This window comes from Nocardia sp. NPDC056952 (assembly GCF_042674185.1).
Taxonomy (GTDB): domain Bacteria; phylum Actinomycetota; class Actinomycetes; order Mycobacteriales; family Mycobacteriaceae; genus Nocardia.
Window position 1 is genome coordinate 218,471 of the sequence record NZ_JBHURA010000006.1, and the last position, 15,674, is coordinate 234,144.

A 15,674-nucleotide genomic window follows, 5' to 3' on the forward strand; every position below is an offset into this window, starting at 1 on the left:
AGCGGTATACCAGTAATATGGCACCCGACCCCAGGAGGCACCCGTGAGCCGATTCACCGGCAGCGACGATTTCACCCTGCTCCCTGATCTGGCCGTCCGCACCCTCGGCGGTTCCGTGATCTGGGCGAACGACGAATTCTTCGCGGAGAAGGAGAACCTGGTCAGCCCGGCTCCGTCGGAGTACCAGCCGGCGACATTCGGCCACAAGGGCCAGGTCTACGACGGCTGGGAGACCCGCAGGCACCGCGGCAAGCCCGGCGACGATTCGGCCGTCGTGCGCCTCGGCGTGCCCGGCGTGATCCGTGGCGTCGTGGTCGACACGGCCTGGTTCAAGGGCAACTTCCCGCCCGAGGTATCGCTGTCGGCGCTGGCGATCGAGGGCTACCCGCCTGCCGAGGAGATCGCCGCCCGCACCGACTGGGTGACCCTGCTCGACCGCGTGAAGGTCGGTGGTGACAGCCGCAATCCGTTCGCCATCGACGACGAGAACCGCTGGACCCATGTGAAACTCACCATGCATCCGGACGGCGGCGTCGCCCGCCTGCGCGTGCACGGCGAAGGCCGCCCCGATCCCGCGCTGCTCGGCCTCGGCCCACTCGATCTCGCCGCGCTGGAGAACGGCGCCCTCGTGCTCGACTGCTCCAACCGGTTCTACAGCTCGCCCAACCAGCTGCTCTACCCCGGCCTGGCCAGGGAAATGGGCGACGGTTGGGAGACGGCGCGCCGCCGCGACGACGGAAACGACTGGGTACGAATCCAACTCGCCGGACCAGGGGCGATCCGGCTGGCCGAGATCGACACCTCCTGCTTCCTCGGCAACAGCCCCGGCGCGGCATCGCTCACCGGATTCACCAGTGACGGAACCGAAGTCGAGCTCCTGCCGCGCACCGACCTGCTGCCCGATACCCGCCACCGGTTCGTGCTACAGCCCGCGGCCGCCTCCGTCGTGGAGGTGCGCCTCGACATCTATCCCGACGGCGGGCTCGCGCGGCTGCGCCTCTACGGGGAGCTCTCCGCATGAGTCGTGATTTCGTCGGGTACGGGCCGAATCCGCCAGACCCGCAATGGCCCGACGACGCGCAGATCGCCGTGCAGTTCGTGCTGAATTATGAAGAGGGCGGCGAGAACAACGTCCTCGACGGTTCGCCGCATTCGGAGACCTTCCTGTCCGAGATGACGCCCGCCGATGCCTTCCCGAACCGGCACATGAGCATGGAATCGCTCTACGAATACGGTTCGCGCGCCGGGTTGTGGCGGGTGCTGCGCGCCTTCGAGCGGCGTGACCTGCCGCTCACCGTCTTCGCGGTGGCGCGCGCCATGCAGCGCAATCCCGAAGCGGTGGCGGCCTTTTCCGAACTGGGCCACGAAATCGCCTGCCACGGCTTGCAATGGAAGTCCTACCAGCTGATCGATCGCGATATCGAACGTGCCGATATGGCCGAGGCGATCCGCATCCTCACCGAGCTCACCGGCTCCGCTCCACTCGGCTGGTACACCGGCCGCGACTCCCCGAACACCCGCGAATTGGTCGTCGAACACGGCGGTTTCGTCTACGACTCCGACTCCTACGCCGACGATTTGCCCTACTGGACCGAGGTGCGCGGCCAGAACCACCTGGTGGTTCCCTACACCCTCGACACCAACGACATGCGCTTCGCCTCCGCGGCGGGCTTCGCCAACGGCGAGGAGTTCTACGCCCACCTGCGCGACGCCTTCGACGTCCTCTACCGCGAAGGGGCCGAGGACACCCCGAAAATGCTTTCCGTGGGCCTGCACTGCCGGATCGCGGGCCGTCCCGCCCGCACCGCGGCACTGGAACGGTTCCTCGACCACGTTCAATCCCACGATCGGGTGTGGATAACCCGCCGCATCGACATCGCCGAACACTGGCGCAAGGTGCATCCGGCGGGCGTCCGCCTGCTGGGCGACTGACGCGAGACGTCGACCCCGTACGGGGCCGACGTCGGCTCGGTGGCTAGGCCAGACCGCAGCGTTCGATATTGCTCAGCGTGATCTGGCGATCGGATTCCTTGGCCTGCGGAACGCGGTTGTAGGCGCCCATGGAGTCCATGTAGTCGACGAACGTGTCCGCGATCTCCTCCGGTGTCGCATCCGGTTTCGCGGCGCGGACGTTGTCGACCAGGGTGCGCGTGGTCTCGCACTGCTCTTCCGGGGTGAAGATCGGCGGCGGCGGGTCGGCGTGCGCGAAAGCCGGTGCGAGCAGCAGCACGAAAGCGGCCAGGGCGGCGGATCGAATAATTCTCACTCCGGCGACTCTACGTATCGAAACCGCAACGGCCCCAAGCTACTCGGCGTAGCGCGGGGCCGTTGTCGTGCTCGGGGTCAGGCGAACATCGCGCTGACGAAGGGGAGGGAATCGACCAGGGAGGCGTTGACGGTGCCGTCGTGGTCGGTGGGATAGGTGTGGAAGGTGACGGGCTGGCCGTTGGCCTGGAGGACCGCGGCGTAGCGGAGGGTTTCGGGGGTGACCACGTCGGTGTCCCGCAGGCCCTGGCCCAGGAAGAGCGGGCGGTCGAAGCCGGATTCGGGCAGGCCCATATAGCGCGCGAGCAGGCCGTGGACGTCGGGGATCGACGACAGTGGGCGGGCGAACATGCTGCCGACCGAGGGCTTCGCGGCGGCCAGCTCGTCGCCCAGTGGGCCGATGCAGCCGGTTTGGGCGCGGGCGAGCCAGGAACGGCCGGTGTCGGTGAGCAGGCCGTCGATGTTCAGGTCGGGGTAGGTGGTGCGCAGGCCGCTGAGGATGTACAGGACGTACGCGGTGAGGTGCGAGCTGAGGGCGATCGGGGGCACGCCGGGGCCGATGAGCCCGATGACGTCCTCGATGTAAGCGGGCACGCCGGTGCCCACCGCGCCGCGGTAGTCCAGGTCGGGGCCGCCGAATTCGGTGGCGTAGCGAGCGGTGAACACCGCGGCGCCGCCGCCCTGGGACTGGCCGACCACGGCCCACTTGTTCGACAACGACGCGTACTGCTCGGTCGCGGCCTTGACACCGTCGACCACGTTGTGCGCTTCGGCGATGCCGTTCAGATAGGGATGTTCGCCGGGTCCGCCGAGGCCCGCGTAGTCGGCGGCCACGATCGCGTAGCCCTGCTGCAACCAGGTGCCGAGGTAGGCCCAGTCCCGCTCGACCGCGGCGGGCCCGGCCACGCTGTAGGCGCAGTCGTCGCCGAGTCCGACGGTGCCGTGTGCCCACGCGATCACCGGCCAGCCGCCCTGCGGCGCTTCGCCCGCGGGGAAGTACACGGCCGCGCTGGTGGTGGTCGGCTGGTCGCCCGCGGTGGTCGAGCGGTAGAGCAGGCGTTCGGCGCGGGCCGATCCGGGCAGGGTGGCCGCGGGGGACAGTGACTCGACGCCGACGACGGTGCCTGCCGCCTCGGTCGGTTGCGCGCTCGCCACCGGCGCCAGGCTCAGCGCCGCCGCCAACACGGTCAGCGTTGCCGCCGTGATCCTCGGAATCCTCATGGGCCCACTCTTTCGCCTCGGTGGATGAGTGTCCACTTCCGGGGCGATGCGGATCGATACCCGCGTCGTGACCGAATCGAGTGACGACACGCACATCATTCGTGTCCGGCGTGGTGTGTGAAACGACTCACAGACTGCCAGGCTCGGGAGTGTCGGCGTGCGCCCACCTGATGATCGCTAACAGTACAAGCGTTATGCTAAAACTCCAGGTCAGCGCTACTCGCTGGTAGGCGGAGTCCTTGCAATCAGCCCGCTAATTTCGCAAAGTTAGCAAACGCGTCGGCAAAACTAGCTGAGATTCACACAACCAACAGGTAGACGGCCATTTCTGGGTGTGCCATTGTTTGGAAGTACACCCCTTGGGCCCTAGTAAGTCCTAGCAAGCCTGCAAATTGCTCCAGCAGTACGAGATGTGCAACCGAAAGCGTTCAGCCACCGGTTGATTCGCACGCCGACTGCGTGGAGCACCGACCACACGAGGAAGTGGAGTCAAGAGATGTCTCTCCCCGGCACCCCGAAGACCGCAGCGGAAATCCAGCAGGATTGGGACACCAACCCGCGTTGGAAGGGCCTGACCCGCACCTACTCCGCCGAGCAGGTTTCCAAGCTGCAGGGCAACGTCGTCGAGGAGCACACCCTCGCCCGTCGCGGTTCGGAGATCCTGTGGGACCTCGTGAACAACGAGGACTACATCAACTCGCTGGGCGCCCTCACCGGCAACCAGGCCGTGCAGCAGGTTCGCGCCGGCCTGAAGGCCATCTACCTGTCCGGTTGGCAGGTCGCCGGTGACGCCAACCTGTCCGGCCACACCTACCCGGACCAGTCGCTGTACCCGGCGAACTCGGTTCCCGCGGTCGTGCGTCGCATCAACAACGCCCTGTCGCGCGCCGACGAGATCTCCAAGGTCGAGGGTGACGAGTCGGTCAAGAACTGGCTGGCCCCGATCGTGGCCGACGCCGAGGCCGGCTTCGGTGGCGCCCTGAACGCCTACGAGCTGCAGAAGGCCATGATCGTGGCCGGCGCCGCCGGTGTGCACTGGGAAGACCAGCTGGCTTCGGAGAAGAAGTGCGGCCACCTCGGTGGCAAGGTGCTGATCCCCACCCAGCAGCACATCCGCACTCTGACGTCTGCCCGGCTCGCTGCTGATGTCGCCGACGTGCCTTCGGTGATCATCGCCCGCACCGACGCCGAGGCCGCCACCCTCATCACCTCCGATGTGGACGAGCGCGACCGTGAGTTCCTGGACGGCACCCGTACCGCCGAGGGCTTCTTCGGTGTGAAGAACGGCATCGAGCCCTGCATCGCGCGTGCCAAGGCCTACGCCCCCTTCGCCGACCTCATCTGGATGGAGACCGGTATCCCGGATCTCGAGGTCGCGCGCAAGTTCGCCGAGTCGGTTCGCAGCGAGTTCCCGGACCAGCTGCTGGCCTACAACTGCTCGCCTTCGTTCAACTGGAAGGCGCACCTGGACGACGCGACCATCGCGAAGTTCCAGCGTGAGCTCGGCGCGATGGGCTTCAAGTTCCAGTTCATCACCCTGGCGGGCTTCCACTCGCTCAACTACGGCATGTTCGACCTGGCGCACGGCTACGCTCGCGAGGGCATGACCGCGTTCGTCGACCTGCAGGAGCGCGAGTTCAAGGCCGCTGCCGAGCGTGGCTTCACCGCCATCAAGCACCAGCGTGAGGTCGGTGCCGGCTACTTCGACACCATCGCCACCACCGTCGACCCCAACACGTCGACCGCCGCCCTGAAGGGCTCCACCGAAGAGGGTCAGTTCCACTGATCCCCCTCGGGGTTGCTTTGACCGGCAACACCTTTCCTCTACTCCGGTAGGGGTGTACGCCCTCCCACGCCATACAGCCCTGGCGTGGGAGGGCATCCCTATACTTTGGTCGCTATGACCTCCCCAGCCACCCCACAGCCAGACACACAGCAGGAGCGGGACGTGAGCAGCAGCGAGAAGATTCAGCGCGTTGGCATCATCGGCGCCGGACAGATGGGCGCCGGCATCGCGGAGGTGTGCGCACGCGCGCACGTCGACGTCCTCGTCTACGAGACGACCCGTGAACTCGCCGCCGCGGGCCGCGCCCGGATCCTGCGTTCGCTGGACCGTGGCGTGAGCAGCGGCAAGATCACCGAGCGCGAGCGGGAGCAGGCGGCCTGGCGGCTGCGCTTCACCTCCGATCTCAGCGACTTCGCCGACCGTCAGCTGGTGGTCGAGGCCGTTGTCGAGAACGAAGAGGTCAAGACGGCCATCTTCAGCGAGCTGGACAAGGTCGTCACCGACCCCAACGCCGTGCTCGCCTCCAACACCTCCTCGATCCCGATCATGAAGATCGCCGTCGCCACCGCGAACCCCGAGCGCGTGGTCGGTCTGCACTTCTTCAACCCGGTGCCGGTGCTGCCGCTGGTCGAGCTGGTCACCACGCTCAAGACCAGCGAGCCGGTCGCCAAGCGCGCCGAGCAGTTCGCCGCCGAGATCCTGGGCAAGCAGATCGTGCGCTCGGCGGACCGCTCCGGTTTCGTCGTCAACGCGCTGCTGGTGCCGTACCTGCTCTCGGCCATCCGGATGGTCGAGTCGGGCTTCGCCACCAAGGACGACGTCGACAAGGCGATGGTGCTCGGCTGTGCCCACCCGATGGGCCCGCTGGCGCTGACCGACCTCGTCGGCCTCGACACCGTGAAGTCCATCGCGGACTCGATGTACTCCGAGTTCAAGGAGCCGCTGTACTCCGCCCCGCCGCTGCTGATGCGCATGGTCGAAGCCGGGCTGCTCGGTAAGAAGACCGGAGCCGGGTTCTACCAGTACGGCAAGTAGAAGTTTGCTCGCCGGAGGCCACCGACATCAGCTGAGACGCGATGCCGGTGGCCTTCGGCCTTTTCCGGGGTGTTTGCAGGGGGAACGGCGAAGGGTCGCTCTCGCGGCCTAAGCTGCTGTTGCCGGACGCGCTCGCGCATCCGGAGCTATGTCGAGCGCAGCGTGTGATCGAAAGGGAGTATCGGCGGTCATGGTCAACGTCACCGATGGATTCGGGTCGAGCGTTCTCGGATACCCGAGGATCGGTCCGCACCGAGAGCTCAAGCGTGCGCTCGAGTCGTACTGGCGCGGATCGATGGAGCGCGAGGAACTGCGCCAGGTAGGTCGCGATATCCAGGAGCGTCAGTTCAACGAACTGGCCGCGACCGGACTCACGCAGGTGCCGGGCAACACCTTCTCCTTCTACGATCACATCCTCGACAACGCGCTGCTGTTCGGTGCGGTGCCCTCGCGCTTCAAGGAGTTCGCCGACGGGCTCGACCCGCTCGACTTCTACTTCCTGATGGCGCGCGGCAACCCGGACACCCCGCCGCTCGAGCTGGTGCGTTTCTTCGGCACCAACTACCACTACCGTCAGCCCGAACTCGACGCCGACACCACGTTCTCGCTGCATCCCGAGGCCCTGCTCGACGAGTGGGACCGGGCGGCCGAACGCGGGATCGAGCTGCGCCCGGTGGTCCTCGGACCGGTGTCGTTGCTGCTGCTGTCGAAGGCCGGGCATGTGCCGGGCGAGGCCGAGTTCGACACGTTGAGTCTGCTCGATCAGCTGCTGCCGTTCTACGAAGAGCTGTTCGAGATCCTCGCCAAGCGCGGGTCGACCTGCGTGCAGCTCGACGAGCCCTGCTTCACCGGCGAGCGCACTCCCGCCGAGCTCGCCGTGTTCGAGAAGGCCTACAACCAGCTGGCGAAGGCGCCGCTGCGTCCGCGCATCCTGGTCACCGGGCAGTACGGCGACTTCGGTGAGGCGCTGCGGATTCTGGCCGCGAGCAATGTCGAGGCCATCGGACTGGACCTGGCCTCCTACCGGATGCAGCCGGAGGAACTGGCGGCGATCCCGGGGATCAGGCGCAAGCGGATCTACGCGGGTGTCATCAGTGGCCAGAACGTGTGGCGGGCCGACCGTTTCGTCACGCTGAGCTACCTCAACGCGATCGCCGAGGTGTGCCCGGACCTGGTGGTGTCGACCGGCACCACGCTGCTGCACGTGCCCTACGACGTGCTCGCCGAGTACGACATCGAAGGCAACGTCGCCGACCGGCTCGCCTTCGCGAAACAGAAGGTGGGCGAGGTCGTCTCGCTCGCCAAGGCGCTCACCGAGGGCCCGTCGGAGAACTGGCGCAAGCGGCCCACCGAGGTGCACTTCAAGCAGAAGCACGCGGTGCGCCAGCGGGTGTACGCGGTGACGCCCGAGATGCGCGAACGCGCGCCCTACGACGTGCGCGCGGCCGCGCAGCAGGAGCGGCTGAACCTGCCGCTGGTGCCCGCCACCACGCTCGGTTCGTTCCCGCAGAGCGGCAAGCTGCGCCAGGCCCGCCACGAGGTGGCCTCGGGCCGGCTGTCCGACGACGACTACCGCAAGCAGGTCGAGGCCGAGATCGAGGCCACGATCCGGCTCCAGGAAGACATCGGCCTCGACGTGTTCGTGCACGGTGAGCACGAACGCAACGACATGATCCAGTTCTTCGCCGAGCAGCTCGACGGTTTCGCCACCACCCGCTTCGGCTGGGTGCAGGTGTACGGCTCGCGCTGTGTGCGACCGCCGATCGTCTACGGCGATGTGGCACGGCCCGCACCGATGTCGGTGGAGTGGACCACCTACGCGCAGTCGCTGACCGACAAGCCGGTGAAGGGCATGGTGACCGGGCCGGTCACGATGCTGGCACGTTCGTTCGTCCGCCAGGATCAGCCGCTCTACGAGACGGCCGACCAGGTGGCGCTCGCCATCCGCGACGAAGTGGTCGACCTGGAGAAGGCCGGGATCGCGATCATCCAGGTCGACGAACCCGCCATCCGTGAGCTGCTCCCCGCCCGCCCGCACGGCCGTGAGGAGTACCTGCGCTGGGCGGTCGGCGCGTTCAAGCTGGCCACCTCCGGCGTGCGCCCCGACACCCAGATCCACACGCACATCGGCTATTCCGGCCGCACCGAGGTGGTCGACGCGATCGACCAGCTCGACGCCGACGTCACCGCGATCGTGGCGACCCGCTCGATCGAATGGGTCATCGAGGCGCTCACCGAGGATCTCTCCTCCGGCCACGGCCTCACCCACGGTGTCGGCCCCGGCGTGTACGAGAGCCGCTCGGCCCGCATCCCCGATATCGACGAGTTCGACGAACTGCTCACCCAGGCCGCGAATGCCGTGACCCCGCAACGGTTGTGGGCCAACCCCGACGGCGGCCTCAAGACCCGCCACTACTGGCAGCTGGAGCCGTCGTTGCGCAACATGGTGGCCGCGGCCCGCCGGGTCCGCCGCCGCGCATTGGCCGCGCAGGCGGCCGCCGCGACCGAGGAGTAAGCGAACAAACCAAAAGGGCGCACCGGATTCCGGTGCGCCCTTTTTGTTGCCGGATGGTCCCTACGCCCAGCACGGGGTTACATTACAGTACGTACTGTACTGTTTTGGTATGACAGTGATGGCCTGGCCGGATTCCCTACGTGTCGCGCAGGTTCGGATCGCGCGCCCGACGGATCGGCTCGACGAGGTAGTGCGCTTCTATGTCGACGGGCTCGGGCTGCGCGAGCTGTACCGGTTCGAGAACCATGCCGGATACGACGGGGTAATGGTCGGTTTGCCCGGCGCCGATTACCACCTCGAGTTCACCAGTCATGTCGACGGCAGCCCGGGTGCGGCGCCCAGCGCGGAGAACCTGCTGGTGCTCTATTTCGACGGTGCGGCGCCGATGTTCGACGTGGTGGAGCGGCTCGGTGAATTCGGGGTCGAACCGGTGCCCGCGGAGAATCCGTACTGGGCGGCCAACGGCGGTATGGCATTTCCCGATCCGGATGGGTGGATCGTCATGCTCGTGCCACGGCCGGTCTTCTGATGCCTGGACGCGCGCGCGAGGACCGGATCGATGTCGCCGTGCTGGCCGCCACCCGGCAGCTGCTCGACGACAACGGCTACGCCGAACTGTCGATCGGTGCGGTGGCGACCAGGTCGGGCATCCATCGCCCGGCGATCTACCGGCGCTGGCCCTCCAAGCGGCATCTAGTCGTCGCGGTGGTCGCCGATCTGCTCGGTGTCCGGCCGACGGACGACACCGGCAATCTGCGCGCGGATCTCACCGCGGCCCTGCGCGGGCTCGTCGCCGCACTGCGCGACACCCCGCTCGATCGGGTGCTGCCCGCGCTGGTGGCAGATCTGACGAACGACCCGGAACTGCGCGCGCACTTCCTGTCCACGGTCTTCGAGCCGCGCAGGAAAACCACCGCGAACGCCCTACGCTCGGCGATGAGGCGCGGCGAGGTCGATCCGGGCATAGATCTCGACTTCGTCCTCGACACAGTCGCGGCGACGATCTACTTCCGCGCACTCTTCGGTCATCTGCCGTTGGACGACGCACTTGTCGATGCCTCGGTGAACGCCGTCCTGCGACTGGTGCGCCCGCTCGATAGCTGAGGGCGCCAGCACCTTGACTGATACTCGAACCGTTCGATGAGGTCGGGCTGCGGGCTGGTGCCTGGGGTCAGGTTCTGGTGATCGGGGGAAGGATGTAGGTCTGGTCGAGGACTGATGGTTGGGGCTCGTACATGCGCATGCAGGGGCGGAAGTCGCCTTCGGGGGCGGGGAGCCAGTTGGCGCGGGCTTTGGGGTCGGTGGGTTCGGCGTGGCTGATGGTGATGGTGAGGGCGCCGTTGTCGTCGTAGACGAGGCCGGGGGTGCGGTCGCCGATCGAGTAGCGGTCGATCGGGTTGGCGCAGAGGTAGAAGTCGGGGGTCGAGTACATGGTGACCGACCAGAAGGCGCTCACCGGCGGGGTGGGGTCAAGGCGCAGGGTGTAGGTGTTCGTGCCGGTCAACTGCTGGCCGGTGCTGTCGGTGTAGATCATCGCGTAGGCGGCCTCGTAGGCGTGGTTGCCCCAGAGTCCGGCCTTGGCGGCTACGGCGCGCGCGATGATGCGCTGGTCGGGGTCGGTGATCTTGAAGTTCTCGTCGTCGAGCGTGCCGACCTCGAAGAAGTCGATGTTGTAGTCGAAGAGGTGCAGCGTCAGCTGCCAGCCGTTCTCCGCGGCGCCCGCCCCGCTCTTCGTCGCGTTGCTCAGTTCTTCCTGGCCCTCACCCAATCCGGCGCGCAGCGCGGATGCTCGATCAGGGTCGAGGGACGGGTAGGGCGAGGTGCCCGCTGTCGTCAGGCCGATCGGCGCGAACGATTCCTGGAGCGCGAGATCGCGCTTCGCGGGAGGAAAAGCTTGCGACCAGACGCGGACCTTCTCGAGGAACATCAGGTCGGGGGCGACCGCCGGATCCGGTGACGGAAGTCCCGTCGGCTGTGCGCCTCGGTCGGCGGGTGTCAAGGTCAGCGCGTCCTGCAAGGCGTGCACGGCGGGGAGGTCGTCCGTGCCTGCGCAGGCCCATCGACCGGCGATCACGCCGACAACGGTGGGGAAATGGATGACCGTCGTGTCGTCGGGGGCGGTGCCGGTCCATCCCGGCGGTACGAGGAGGTAGTCGCCCGCGCGGTTTCCGGTGGCCCGGGTGCCGACGTAGGCGAAGTTGTCGGTCCAGGCGTCGATGAACTGCATGACGTAGTACCGATGGCCGGCATCAGGCACGTGGAAGGTAATCGGACCGACTGAGAGGTCGATCAGGGCGATCGAGTACACGGTGTCGTTGTTGACCGACACGAAGGTCGCTGTGGCGCCGGCGAGGGTGCGGGCATGGGAGAAGTCGTTGAACGGTGTCGCGGGGATATCGCCGATGCCCTCGTGGAGCAATCGCTCGATCGAATCGAGGTTGAAGACCAGGGGGAATCCGTACAGATAGGCCTGTGCGGTCAAGTCGGGGACGTTCTGATCCGGCATGTGCGCTCCTCGTCCTGGCGTCCACGTCGCGCGACCGTCGTCGGACCGCGCGACACCAGCATCCGCCGATGCGCGACCGGCGCACATCGCCCGGACCGGGTGAGATCGCCGCGTGCCGGTTCGGTGGTGGAGCGTGTCAGGCGCGGATCATTGCCCGGGCGCCCGCGGTGAGCTCGGCCGCGGAGGGGGCGTTGTCCGGGTCGATCAGCCATTGCAGGAGCAGGCCGCCGATCATCGTCTGCAGGATCGCGCCGACATTGCTGTCGCCGTCGCCGAAGGCCTCGGTCAGGCCGCGGCGGGCACGTCCCTGCGCGTCGGCGAGTTCGGCGCGCAGCTCGGGCGAGTGCAGTGCCTGGTTCAGGCATTCGGCGTTGGCGTGCCACAGCGGCGCGTTCTCGACGAACGAGGTGATCAGGCTGTGCCAGAACGCTTCGAGGCGGGCGGTGGGATCGGTCGGGTCGTCGGCGGGCAGTGCGTCGAGGATCTGCGTCACCGCGCTCGCGCTGGATTCCAGCATCGCCTGTTGGAGCAGCTTGTCGCGGGTGCCGAAGTGGTAGTTGATGGCCGCGAGGTTCGTGCCGGAGGCGGCGACGATGTCGCGCACGGTGGTGCGGGCGTAGCCGCGTTCGGCCAGGCATTGCTTGGCGGCTTCCAGGAGATCTTCTCGCGTTCCCACTCGCGCACGATAGCAAGTCGCGCATACATCTGTTTGTGACATCGGTTTCAAACAAGCGTCAGTGACAAGTGTATGAAACAGATGTATGTTTCGACTATGACCTCTCGGCGACGTATCTCCCCGTTCGAATCCAGCTACTTCGGCATCGGCACGACCATCGGCAGCGTCCCGACCGGAGGGATGCCGCTGTTCCTCGGCACCACCGTGCACGGCGAGCTCGACCCCGCGATCCTGCGGACGGTGCTCGACGAGCTCGCCGCGGCGCATCCGCTGCTGCGCAGCCGGGTGGTGACCGAGGACGGTGCGGGCTATTTCGTCCGCGACGACGCGTTCCGGCCTCGGCTGGACCTCGTCGAAGGTGGGGAGGCCGAATATCTGGCGCTGGTCAACGGGCCGCGGGACTGGAGCGACGGACTGTTTCGCGCGTACCTGCTGCGGGCGGGCCTGCGTCAGCAGATCGTGTTGGTCATCCATCACGGAATCTCCGATGGCAGATCAGGATTCGCGTTGCTCGGCCAGCTGTGGCGGCACTACACGGCGCACGTGACGGATAAGGCTGTGCCGGAAGCGGAATCGGATCAGTCGATGCCCGAGGCCATGGATACCCGGTTGGCCGAGGTGGTTTCGGTCGAGGCGGCACAAGCGTGGCTGGCCGAGGTCAGGGCGGGCGCGGCGATGATGAGCCCCGAGGACGCGCCTCGAACACTGCCCCGCGACGGTACCGACACCGATCGGCTCGGCCGATTCGCGATGCAGCGCATCGAACTGACCGCCGAGGAGACCGCCGAACTGGTGGCGGCGGCGCGCTCCCACGGTCTCTCGGTGAACAGCGTGCTCACCGGTACGGTGCTGGCGGCCGTCCGAACCCGGTTCCCCGAATCGGGCAGCGTGCCGCTGTTCTGCGGCTACGCGGCCGACGTCCGCGCGGAATTCGACCCGCCGGTGCCCGTCGACACGATCGTCAACTACGCCTCGGGCGGGGGCACGCTGGTCCTGGCGACCGGCCAGACCACTCAGCTCGAACTCGCTCGTTCGGTCGACACCGGCCTGCGCGCCGGCCTGGACCGTCGCGAACCCGCGCTCTTCCCCCTCGCCACCCAGCTCGTGAACGACGACGTCACCGCCGCCCTGCTCACCGCGCCGCCGACCTTCGCGCTCTCCAACATCGGCCGCGTCCGACCCCATTCGATCCCCGACCACATCGCGTTCGTCCGCGACGACATCTACGCCATGGGCCCCGCCATGCCCCCGAAACTCACCGCCTTCACCATCGCGGGCCGACTCACCCTCCAACTCGAATACGACACCACCCTCTACGGCCGCCCCCAGATGGAAAAGCTCCGCCTCACCCTCATCGAACTTCTGCACGCTCTCGAGTGACGTCGTTCTCAGCGGCCACGGGTCAGTTGGGTGTTCCGTAGGCCAGTACTACGTCGACGATTCGGGTGGTGCCGTTGGGGGAGGTCACCTCGAGCCGGATGGGATCAGCGGGCTTGCGGGTGTTGATGGCCGCGCTCAGCGCCTTGGCGGTGGTGATCGAGGTGCCGTCGACCGCGGTGATCACGTCGCCGATGTTGATCCCGGCTTCGCGAGCGGGCTGGCCGTAGAAGGCCCAGCTCACCTGGGCACCTGCCGGTCTGGCATCGATGACCTGCACGCCGAGGGTGGCGGTCGGGCCGATGTGGACGGTGTCGGTGGGCGTCCCCGAGCGGATCTGCGCCACGATCCGCATGGCGGTGTCGATGGGGACCGCGTAGCCGTTGGGCGGTTTTCCCTGGGCTCGGGAATCCTCGCCCGACGCCGCCGTGATCACCCCGACCACCGCACCGGACGCGTCGGCCAGCGCGCCGCCGGACTGCCCGCCCATCACCGGTGCGGCGATCTCCACCATCCCGTTCAACGCCTTGCGGGTGAGGTCGGCGGAGTTCATGGCGACGATCGTGGCGTCCAGATCGGTGATCGGACCGGCGACCGAGGTCGGCTCGCCGCCGTCGCCACCCGCGTCACCGATCGCGAGCACGTCCTGGCTGATCCGCAGATCAGCCGAGGTGCCCAGGCGCGCGGTCGGCAGGTCCGTGGCCCCGCCCAGCGACAGCAGCGCGATATCGGCGCCGGAGTCGTAGCCCAGGACGGTGGCCTCGTAGACGAGACCGTTGGCGATATCGGTGACGGTCAGCGCCTCGGCGCCCTTGATCACGTGATGGCTGGTGAGGATCTGCCCGTCGGGGGTGAGCACGATCCCCGACCCGGCCGCGCCGATCCCGAAACCGGCCGCGTCGACATCGATATTGACCAGCGCCGCTCCCACCTGCCCGGCGACCAGCGCGGGATCCAGCGGCACCAGCACGGGCGCCTGTGCCTGCGCCACGAACTCCGGCTCGACCACGGCGATCTCCCCGCGATACCCGAGGAACGCGCACACCCCGAGCAGCGCCGCCATCATCGTCACCAGCACTCGTCCGACACGCTTCACAGCACATGTCCTCTCTCGCGAGCCGACCAATCCATTGTGACCCGTTTTCGGCGTCCGCCGGTCTCGATACGGACGCGGTGGTTGGCAAAGACACGCATGCGGCTGTAGGCATGTAGCCATGAGCACCGCTGCCGCCTACGCCAAGCCCTCTCCCGACGGGGCCTTCGAGAAGGTCACGATCGAACGCCGCGAAGTCGGTCCCGACGATGTGCTGATCGATATCAAATACGCCGGTATCTGCCATTCCGATATCCACACCGCGCGTGACGAGTGGGGTGGCGCGCAGTATCCGTGCGTGCCCGGTCACGAGATCGCGGGCATCGTCGCCGCCGTCGGCTCGTCGGTGCACAAGTACCAGGTGGGTGACCGGGTCGGCGTCGGCTGCCTGGTGAACTCGTGTGGCAAGTGCGTGCCGTGTCTGGCGGGTGAGGAGCAGTACTGCACCAACGGCCCCACCTGGACCTACAACTCGAGGGTGCCCGAGTCCGCGCAGCCCGGCGGCTACACGATGGGCGGCTACTCCACGCAGATCGTGGTCGACGAGAGCTTCGTCGTCTCGATTCCCGAGGGCATCGGACTCGATGTCGCCGCGCCGCTGCTGTGCGCGGGCATCACGCTGTTCTCACCGCTGAAGCACTGGAACGCGGGACCGGGTAAGAAGGTCGCGATCATCGGGATGGGCGGGCTCGGGCACGTCGGCGTGAAGATCGCCGCGGCGCTGGGCGCGGAGGTGACGGTGCTCAGCCAGTCGCTGCGCAAGCGTGACGACGGCCTGCGCATGGGCGCGCACCACTACTACGCCACCAGCGACAAGGAAACCTTCCGTCAGCTGCGCGGCCAGTTCGACCTGATCATCAACACGGTGTCGGCCGACCTGCCCATCGACAGCTACCTGCGCCTGCTCGCCCTCGACGGCACGCTCGTGATCCTCGGCCTGCCGGAGCACCCGATGAGTGTCACCGGGCGCAACCTCGCCGGTTTCCGCCGGTCGCTGGCCGGTTCGATGATCGGTGGCGTCGCGCAGACCCAGGAGATGCTGAACTTCTGTGCCTCGCACGGCATCGGCGCGGAGATCGAACTGATCTCCGCCGACGAGATCGACTCCGCGTACGACCGCGTGGTCGCCAGCGATGTGCAATACCGGTTCGTGATCGACACGGCCACCGTGTAAGGCGCGCGCGCCGACAGGCTGTCGGC

General features: G+C 67.4%; 14 protein-coding genes. 9 read left to right on the forward strand and 5 right to left on the reverse strand.

Going from position 1 to position 15,674, the window contains the following annotated elements:
- The first annotated feature begins 43 nt into the window (after window positions 1-43).
- Both alc and puuE read left to right on the forward strand, forming a co-directional pair.
- On the forward strand, window positions 44-1,021 hold the full coding sequence (gene alc / locus ACFTS5_RS22160) for an allantoicase (RefSeq protein WP_378633986.1): 978 nt from the start codon (window positions 44-46) through the stop codon (window positions 1,019-1,021).
- Window positions 1,018-1,932, forward strand: a complete 915-nt coding sequence (gene puuE / locus ACFTS5_RS22165; protein ID WP_378633989.1) for an allantoinase PuuE — start codon at window positions 1,018-1,020, stop codon at window positions 1,930-1,932. Before alc ends, puuE begins: the two co-directional genes overlap by 4 nt.
- 43 nt (window positions 1,933-1,975) lie before the next feature.
- Here the strand turns inward: puuE and ACFTS5_RS22170 are convergent, their stop codons facing one another.
- Both ACFTS5_RS22170 and ACFTS5_RS22175 read right to left on the reverse strand, forming a co-directional pair.
- Window positions 1,976-2,266 carry a hypothetical protein gene (locus tag ACFTS5_RS22170; RefSeq protein WP_378633992.1) on the reverse strand — a complete coding sequence of 97 codons (291 nt, stop codon included), beginning with the start codon at window positions 2,264-2,266 and terminating at the stop codon, window positions 1,976-1,978.
- 77 nt (window positions 2,267-2,343) lie between these two features.
- Window positions 2,344-3,486: an alpha/beta hydrolase family protein gene (locus ACFTS5_RS22175; protein ID WP_378633994.1), complete on the reverse strand. Its 1,143-nt coding sequence runs from the start codon at window positions 3,484-3,486 to the stop codon at window positions 2,344-2,346.
- Between the two features lie 496 nt (window positions 3,487-3,982).
- Here ACFTS5_RS22175 and aceA point away from each other — a divergent pair, with 496 nt between their 5' ends.
- The 5 genes from aceA to ACFTS5_RS22200 all read left to right on the forward strand — a co-directional run bounded on the left by aceA (window position 3,983) and on the right by ACFTS5_RS22200 (window position 9,926).
- Window positions 3,983-5,272 (forward strand): isocitrate lyase, encoded by a 1,290-nt coding sequence (aceA, locus tag ACFTS5_RS22180; RefSeq protein ID WP_067450000.1) that lies wholly within the window; start codon window positions 3,983-3,985, stop codon window positions 5,270-5,272.
- A gap of 162 nt (window positions 5,273-5,434) precedes the next feature.
- Complete coding sequence (locus ACFTS5_RS22185; RefSeq protein WP_266293923.1) at window positions 5,435-6,307, forward strand: 3-hydroxybutyryl-CoA dehydrogenase; 873 nt, start codon at window positions 5,435-5,437, stop codon at window positions 6,305-6,307.
- A 190-nt stretch (window positions 6,308-6,497) separates the two neighbouring features.
- Window positions 6,498-8,822 (forward strand): 5-methyltetrahydropteroyltriglutamate--homocysteine S-methyltransferase, encoded by a 2,325-nt coding sequence (metE, locus tag ACFTS5_RS22190; RefSeq protein ID WP_378633998.1) that lies wholly within the window; start codon window positions 6,498-6,500, stop codon window positions 8,820-8,822.
- 109 nt (window positions 8,823-8,931) lie between these two features.
- The gene (locus ACFTS5_RS22195; RefSeq protein WP_378634001.1) at window positions 8,932-9,351 is read left to right on the forward strand and encodes a VOC family protein; all 420 of its coding nucleotides are present in this window, start codon (window positions 8,932-8,934) and stop codon (window positions 9,349-9,351) included.
- Window positions 9,351-9,926, forward strand: a complete 576-nt coding sequence (locus ACFTS5_RS22200) for a TetR/AcrR family transcriptional regulator (RefSeq protein ID WP_378634004.1) — start codon at window positions 9,351-9,353, stop codon at window positions 9,924-9,926. The genes ACFTS5_RS22195 and ACFTS5_RS22200 overlap by 1 nt, the downstream gene beginning before the upstream one ends.
- A 67-nt stretch (window positions 9,927-9,993) precedes the next feature.
- Here ACFTS5_RS22200 and ACFTS5_RS22205 read toward each other — a convergent pair whose 3' ends face one another.
- Together ACFTS5_RS22205 and ACFTS5_RS22210 are read right to left on the reverse strand one after the other, a co-directional pair.
- A complete protein-coding gene (locus tag ACFTS5_RS22205) occupies window positions 9,994-11,328 on the reverse strand; it encodes a DUF1254 domain-containing protein (protein WP_378634007.1) in 1,335 nt (444 codons plus the stop codon).
- A 136-nt stretch (window positions 11,329-11,464) separates the two neighbouring features.
- The gene (locus ACFTS5_RS22210) at window positions 11,465-12,004 is read right to left on the reverse strand and encodes a TetR/AcrR family transcriptional regulator (RefSeq protein ID WP_378634010.1); all 540 of its coding nucleotides are present in this window, start codon (window positions 12,002-12,004) and stop codon (window positions 11,465-11,467) included.
- A gap of 96 nt (window positions 12,005-12,100) precedes the next feature.
- Here ACFTS5_RS22210 and ACFTS5_RS22215 point away from each other — a divergent pair, with 96 nt between their 5' ends.
- Window positions 12,101-13,384, forward strand: a complete 1,284-nt coding sequence (locus ACFTS5_RS22215) for a hypothetical protein (RefSeq protein WP_378634013.1) — start codon at window positions 12,101-12,103, stop codon at window positions 13,382-13,384.
- A gap of 22 nt (window positions 13,385-13,406) precedes the next feature.
- Here the strand turns inward: ACFTS5_RS22215 and ACFTS5_RS22220 are convergent, their stop codons facing one another.
- Window positions 13,407-14,477 (reverse strand): S1C family serine protease, encoded by a 1,071-nt coding sequence (locus ACFTS5_RS22220; RefSeq protein ID WP_378634016.1) that lies wholly within the window; start codon window positions 14,475-14,477, stop codon window positions 13,407-13,409.
- Between the two features lie 118 nt (window positions 14,478-14,595).
- Here ACFTS5_RS22220 and ACFTS5_RS22225 point away from each other — a divergent pair, with 118 nt between their 5' ends.
- Window positions 14,596-15,648: an NAD(P)-dependent alcohol dehydrogenase gene (locus ACFTS5_RS22225; RefSeq protein ID WP_378634019.1), complete on the forward strand. Its 1,053-nt coding sequence runs from the start codon at window positions 14,596-14,598 to the stop codon at window positions 15,646-15,648.
- Window positions 15,649-15,674: the final 26 nt, after the last annotated feature.

What these genes read in the sequence shown, in the direction of transcription:
- puuE (WP_378633989.1), top strand. Translation starts at nt 1,018, where the DNA reads ATGAGTCGTGATTTCGTCGGGTACGGGCCGAATCCGCCAGACCCGCAA.
- ACFTS5_RS22175 (WP_378633994.1), bottom strand. Translation starts at nt 3,486, where the DNA reads ATGAGGATTCCGAGGATCACGGCGGCAACGCTGACCGTGTTGGCGGCG.
- aceA (WP_067450000.1), top strand. Translation starts at nt 3,983, where the DNA reads ATGTCTCTCCCCGGCACCCCGAAGACCGCAGCGGAAATCCAGCAGGAT.
- metE (WP_378633998.1), top strand. Translation starts at nt 6,498, where the DNA reads ATGGTCAACGTCACCGATGGATTCGGGTCGAGCGTTCTCGGATACCCG.
- ACFTS5_RS22195 (WP_378634001.1), top strand. Translation starts at nt 8,932, where the DNA reads ATGACAGTGATGGCCTGGCCGGATTCCCTACGTGTCGCGCAGGTTCGG.
- ACFTS5_RS22200 (WP_378634004.1), top strand. Translation starts at nt 9,351, where the DNA reads ATGCCTGGACGCGCGCGCGAGGACCGGATCGATGTCGCCGTGCTGGCC.
- ACFTS5_RS22205 (WP_378634007.1), bottom strand. Translation starts at nt 11,328, where the DNA reads ATGCCGGATCAGAACGTCCCCGACTTGACCGCACAGGCCTATCTGTAC.
- ACFTS5_RS22215 (WP_378634013.1), top strand. Translation starts at nt 12,101, where the DNA reads ATGACCTCTCGGCGACGTATCTCCCCGTTCGAATCCAGCTACTTCGGC.
- ACFTS5_RS22225 (WP_378634019.1), top strand. Translation starts at nt 14,596, where the DNA reads ATGAGCACCGCTGCCGCCTACGCCAAGCCCTCTCCCGACGGGGCCTTC.